6 protein-coding genes are annotated in these 5,851 nt (G+C 59.7%); 2 read left to right on the forward strand and 4 right to left on the reverse strand.

Annotated elements, in window-relative coordinates; genetic code table 11:
• The coding region (locus FCK22_RS04180; protein ID WP_248646422.1) for a PAS domain-containing sensor histidine kinase at positions 1 to 1,614 on the forward strand (1,614 nt) is incomplete at its 5' end.
• 12 nt (positions 1,615 to 1,626) lie between these two features.
• Positions 1,627 to 1,998: a response regulator gene (locus FCK22_RS04185; RefSeq protein ID WP_067261066.1), complete on the forward strand. Its 372-nt coding sequence runs from the start codon at positions 1,627 to 1,629 to the stop codon at positions 1,996 to 1,998.
• An 89-nt stretch (positions 1,999 to 2,087) separates the two neighbouring features.
• Here FCK22_RS04185 and FCK22_RS04190 read toward each other — a convergent pair whose 3' ends face one another.
• The 4 genes from FCK22_RS04190 to FCK22_RS04205 all read right to left on the reverse strand — a co-directional run.
• A complete protein-coding gene (locus FCK22_RS04190) occupies positions 2,088 to 2,447 on the reverse strand; it encodes an Hpt domain-containing protein (RefSeq protein ID WP_067261064.1) in 360 nt (119 codons plus the stop codon).
• Positions 2,444 to 3,415: a response regulator gene (locus FCK22_RS04195; RefSeq protein WP_067261063.1), complete on the reverse strand. Its 972-nt coding sequence runs from the start codon at positions 3,413 to 3,415 to the stop codon at positions 2,444 to 2,446. Before FCK22_RS04195 ends, FCK22_RS04190 begins: the two co-directional genes overlap by 4 nt.
• Positions 3,416 to 3,705: 290 nt before the next feature.
• Positions 3,706 to 5,076 carry an aspartate aminotransferase family protein gene (locus FCK22_RS04200; RefSeq protein WP_067261061.1) on the reverse strand — a complete coding sequence of 457 codons (1,371 nt, stop codon included), beginning with the start codon at positions 5,074 to 5,076 and terminating at the stop codon, positions 3,706 to 3,708.
• Between the two features lie 48 nt (positions 5,077 to 5,124).
• The coding region (locus tag FCK22_RS04205) for an aldehyde dehydrogenase family protein (RefSeq protein ID WP_136720238.1) at positions 5,125 to 5,851 on the reverse strand (727 nt) is incomplete at its 5' end.

Raw genomic sequence — 5,851 nt, forward strand, 5'->3', positions numbered from 1 at the left:
TTTTTTCTGGGCACTGCCATTTCCGGCAGCTGGTACACCGCAACATCCGCAATTTTCGCGGGCCAAATGGGGGAGGTTATCCCCGTCGTCGGTGCGATCATTCTGGCGGGGCTCACGCCCTTTGCCGCGACCGCATTGCAACCAAACCCGCAGGCTCCTGCCGATAATTCAGATATGGAACAAAGGCTTAAGGCGTTCGACAGCCATGCCATTGTGAACATCGTAGATACAGGCGGGATGCTGGAACAGGTCAACGACCGTTTCATCGAACTGACGGGCTACACCCGCGATCAATTGATCGGCCAGCCTGTGTCGATGCTTTATCAAGAAGAGTTTCGCGAACTTGCCGAAGAGATCCGCGCCACCCTGATGGCAGGCAAGACGTGGCAGGGCGAAACCCCGCTGCGCTGCGCCGATGGCCGGGTGATCCAGACGCAGTGCACCGTGATGCCACTTTTCGACAAAAAGGGCGCTTGGGCCGGGTCGATCTCGGCCCGTACCGATGTGACCCATGCCAACGAACTTCTGGCCGAACGCGACACGGCGGAAACGCTCTATGAGTTGCGCGATGACATCTGGATCGTCGACGCCGAGACAGAGCGGTTCAGCTATATGAACCGCGTCGCCATGAGCCGCACCGGCTGGAGCAAGGACAGCTACCGCACGCAAACGCTCGAAACCCTGACCGAGGAAAGCGACAACCCGGCCCTGCTGGACGCCTGCCGCGCGCTGAAAAAGTCGGGCAAAGCGATGACGCAGTTCGACACGCAACTGTTTGGCAACCATTTCCAAGTTACGATCAAGCTGCTGCCCACCGGTGGGGCGGCGGGACGGTTCCTGATCATGCTGCATGACATTTCGGATATCATCAACGAAGAGCGGATGAAGTCGGAGTTCATCTCGATGGTCAGTCACGAGCTACGTTCGCCCCTGACCTCGATCAAAGGCTCCATGGGGCTGCTCTTGTCGCGGGCGGCGGGCGAATTGCCCAGCAAGGCGCGCGCCTTGCTGGAGATCTCTCACCGCAACGCCGACCGGCTTGTGCTGATCATCAACGACATCCTCGATCTTGAGAAAATCGCCAACGGGCGGCTGGAATTCAATCTTGAGGAAGTCGACATCGCGGAACTTCTGCACGAGACCAGCGCCGCCAATGCCTCACTCGAACAGCGCCATGGCGTGCGCATTCAAGTCGAAGGGACGGAGGACTTAAACAAGGTCACCACGGACCCGAACCGGGTCATTCAGGTGCTGACGAACTTCCTGTCGAACGCGGCCAAATTCTCCAAACCTGGGGAGCGTGTGACCATCCGCGCCGAAGAGAATGACGACGAATTGCGCATCTCCGTGGCGGACCGTGGCCCCGGCATTCCGGCTTCCGAGCAGCACAAGGTGTTCCAGCGGTTTGCCGATCTGTCCAATTCCAACCGGGCCGACAAAGGCGGCACCGGGCTGGGACTTAGCGTTTGCAAAGCCATCGTCGAGAATCTCGGCGGTAAAATAGGTTTTGACAGCCGTGAGGGATTTGGTACGACATTTTACTTTACCCTGCCGAAGAAAAATTCTCAGGTAGCGGCAGAGGAACCGGCCGCGTTGCTGCGCGAAGCCTCCTAGAGAGAGTATGGAATGATCAAACTGCTGCACGTCGAGGATGACGCCGATATTCGTGAAATCGCGCTGATGGCGCTTGAGCTGAGCGGCGATTTTGACGTCGTCCAATGCGAGACCGGGGAAGCGGCGCTGAATCAGGTTCAGTCCTACACGCCCGATGTGATCCTGCTCGATATGATGATGCCCGGCATGACCGGTCGCCAGACGCTAGAGAAGATGCGCGAGATGGAAAGCCTGCGCGACGTGCCCGCGATCTTCATGACCGCCCGCGCCCAGCATAACGAGATCGAAGAACTGCGTGATCTGGGGGCGGCTGACGTGATCAGCAAACCCTTCGATCCGATCTCGCTGGCGGATCAGGTCAAGGCGGCAATGCAAGCAGGCTAAGCCGACTTGCCTTTGGCCTGCCCTTGCGGGCGGGTTTTCGATAAATTGTCAGTAAGTTTCGGTCCGGCTCAATACCGGTCGCCGCGCCCTTAGGCGTGGGCGTCGATTTCCTGCCGGCAATGGGCGACGAACCCATCCAGTTCCGAGATGATCTCGATCGGGCAATCCGCGTGATTGGCGCGTGGCCCGGCCAGATGCTCGACAATCTGCGTTTCGCATTTGCGCGCCAGACGGCCCAGCTCTTCGAAGCCGAGCGAGCCGGCGCTGCCCGCGATCTGGTGCAGAATGGCCTGCGCGCTGGCCAGATTGCTTTTGATTTCGTCTACGGTGGTCCCGTCCCAGGCGGCCAACCCATGGGTTGCGATCAGCGTCTGACGCTCGTCCAGCATTTCGACAAAGCGCTGCCTGATGCGCTCTATGCCGGGAAGTTCCGCTAACATTTTAGTCATGCCTGTTGATCATTCTGCCAAAAATCATTGAGCGATCTCGTATGCGCCTCACTGGCGGCTTCTGCACTCGCATGGGCCTGCGCCAGCGCATCCATGACGGAATTGCCGCTCTTCCAGATCAGCCGCACGGCCTCTCCCGCGCTGACGCGCGGGTGAACACGCTCGCCATTATTGTCGAACAATTCGGTTTGAGACAACTCAAAGTTAACCGCATCCATCAAACCGCCCATATTCGGACGCCAGCCGCTCTCCGTGACACATACGAAAGTGCCATTGCCCGCGTAGGACATCAGCACCTGGTGATCGACGAGCGTATCGGACAGGATTTCGGCCACATCGGAGACAAGGCTATAGAACTCGAAAGAGGTCATCGTCGCGTGGAAGGCATCGACCTCGCGGATAGTGAAGGCAAAGGCGGTGGAGCCGAAAAGCGCGCTGCGCGACAATTGGGCGACGTAGTTCTCCATCGCGGTATAGTCGATCACATTGTCCACGTCATAGATCGGGACCGGCTCGAACAGCTCCATATGCGTCGCCTGATCGGCGATTGTCTTGGCGGCGAAAATCTTCTTGGTCCGCTGCTGACGCTCTTTCACCATGCCTTCGACCAGCCCGATGCGGGCTTTCAGTTCGGCAATCTCGAAAGGCTTGGTCACATAGTCGGTCGCCCCGGCGGCAAAGGCCGCGTCGATATAGCGTTTGTCGGACATCGCGGTGAGCATCAGGATCGGCGTATCGGCATGGCGCGCCGAATTGCGGATGTGCTCCGCCAGTTCGATCCCATCCATGCCCGGCATCTGAATATCAAGCATGAAGCAATCAATCGGCCCGAGGTTGGGATCGCCCAACATATCAACCGCATGCAGAGCCGATGGGGCGGTCGTCAGGTCATGCGCGCCGATGATCTCTACAAATTGCCCAAGCAATTCGAGGATAATCGGATCGTCATCCACCGCCAGAATTCTCATTACATCTCTCCACAGATAAAAATCTTTGGGCCCCAAACTGGACGGACCGCTGCTTTCTTCTAATTTCTCTGGGAACTGTGGCCTAATTTTGGCGAATTCTTAGTAAATAGGCGACAAACCGGGGCACTGTTTCCATATCGGGGGAATTTGGCCCGATGAACGGCCCCCTTTACCGTTTTTTTCATTTCTGATCGGTCTAGCCGCGGCACCTCTTGCGGGGTGTGATTCCCTTCAATGCAAACGGCCCGACGTTTCCGCCGGGCCGCTTAAATGTCTCGTAGATTTGAGCCTTAGCCCAAGTTCGCCTTGATCGCGTCGGCGGTGACCCCCACGACCTTATCCGCTTCTTCGCGGGTCAGGCAGAAGGGCGGCGCGAAACCGATGATGTCGCCTTGGGGCATGGCGCGGGCGATGACACCGGCCTTGACCATATCGCCGACGATGGTCGGCACCACTTTGCGCGAAGGATCAAAGGGCGTGCGGCCATCGCGGTCTTCGACCAGCTCCACGGCGCAGAGCATGCCTTCGCCCCGGATGTCGCCCACCTTGGGGTGATCGCCCAATGCGGCCTTCATCTGCGCATTCAGATAGCCGCCCACGTCCGAGGCATTCTCGATCAGCTTCAGATCGTCGATCAGCTTGAGGTTCGCGATCCCCGCAGCCGCGCCGATGGGGTGGGCCGAATAGGTCCAGCCGTGGCCGATTGGGCCGTTTTCATCGGTGCCCTGCTCCAGCACCTTCCACATCTTGTCGCCCACGATGGAGCCCGATAGCGGCGCATAGGCCGAGGTCAGACCCTTGGCGATGGTGATCAGGTCGGGCTTCATCCCGTAGTGATCCGAGCCGAACATCGAGCCCAGACGGCCAAAGCCGGTGACGACCTCATCCGCAACCAGCAGGATGTCATGCTTGTTCAGCACCTCTTGCACGGCGGCCCAATAGCCCTCGGGCGGCGGCACGATGCCCCCGGTGCCCAGAACCGGCTCCCCGATGAAGGCGGCGATGGTGTCGGCCCCTTCACGTTCGATCAGCGCTTCCAACTCGCCCACCAGATGGGCGGTGAACTCCGCCTCGCTCATGTTGGCGTCGGGGCGGCGGTAGTAATAGGGCGCGTCGGTGTGGACCACCTGCGCCAACGGCAGGTCGAATTTTTTGTGAAACAGCTCCAACCCGGTGAGCGAGCCGGTCACCAGACCCGACCCGTGATAGCCACGCCAGCGCGAGATGATCTTTTTCTTCTCGGGGCGGCCAAGGATGTTGTTGTAATACCAGATCAGTTTGACGTTCGTCTCATTCGCGTCCGACCCGCCGAGGCCGAAATAGACCTTGCTCATGCCGTCGGGCGCGCGGTCAAGGATCATCTTGGACAGGGTGATGCTCGCCTCGGTGCCATGGCCGACATAGGAGTGATAATAGGCCAGTTCATGCGCCTGCTCGGCAATCGCCTCGGCAATCTCGGTGCGTCCATAGCCCACGTTCACGCAGTAGAGGCCCGCGAAAGCGTCGAGCAATTCGTTGCCGTCGCGGTCGGTGATATGGCTGCCCTTGGCGGTCTTGATCACACGGGTCGGGCTTTCGCCGCGGGCGTGCTGCGCCAGATGGGTGGAGGGGTGAAAGAAATTCTCACGGTCCCATTGTTCGAGCATATCGTTCTTCAGCATTGGTCTTTCCTTTCTACCGGCGCGGCTTTGCGCCATGTCTTTCAAATCTTAGGCCCAGTCACGGCAGACGTATTTGACTTCCGTAAAGGCTTCGAGCCCCAGCCGCGATCCCTCGCGCCCGATCCCCGATTGTTTCGTGCCGCCAAAGGGGATCGGCGCGCCGGTCACCTTAGTGCGGTTCACCGCCACCATGCCGAAACATAGCGCCCGGCTGGCGCGGTAGATGCGGCGGGGGTCTTGGCTGTGGACATAGGCCACCAAGCCATACTCCGTGTCATTGGCCCGCTGGATCGCCTCATCCTCGCTGTCGAAAGCCGCGATGGCGGCCACGGGGCCAAAGGTTTCCTCGCGCATGATCAGCGCATCGGGCGGCACGTCCGCCAGCACCGTCGGCTCAAAGAACAGCGGCCCCGCCGCGTGACGCTTGCCACCACAAAGCAGTCGCGCCCCACGGTCAAGCGCATCTTTGACGTGTTCCTCTTGTTTGGCCACGGCCTTTTCGTTCATCAACGGGCCGATGTCGGGGTCATCCGCGCCGATGCCGACGGTGAGCGCTTCGGTCGCGGCGGTGAAACGCGCGCAGAAGGTGGCATAGCTGTCGCGGGCAATGAAGAAGCGGTTCGCGCCGAGGCAGTCCTGACCGGAGGTGGCGAACTTGGCCTTGATCGCCTCTTCGACGGCCCGGTCCATATCGGCATCATCGAACATGATGAAAGGTGCATGGCCGCCGAGTTCGAGCACCAGACGTTTCACGCTGTCCGATGCCTGACGGTAC

The organism is Sulfitobacter sp. 15WGC, from assembly GCF_005068605.1.
GTDB lineage: Bacteria > Pseudomonadota > Alphaproteobacteria > Rhodobacterales > Rhodobacteraceae > Sulfitobacter > Sulfitobacter faviae.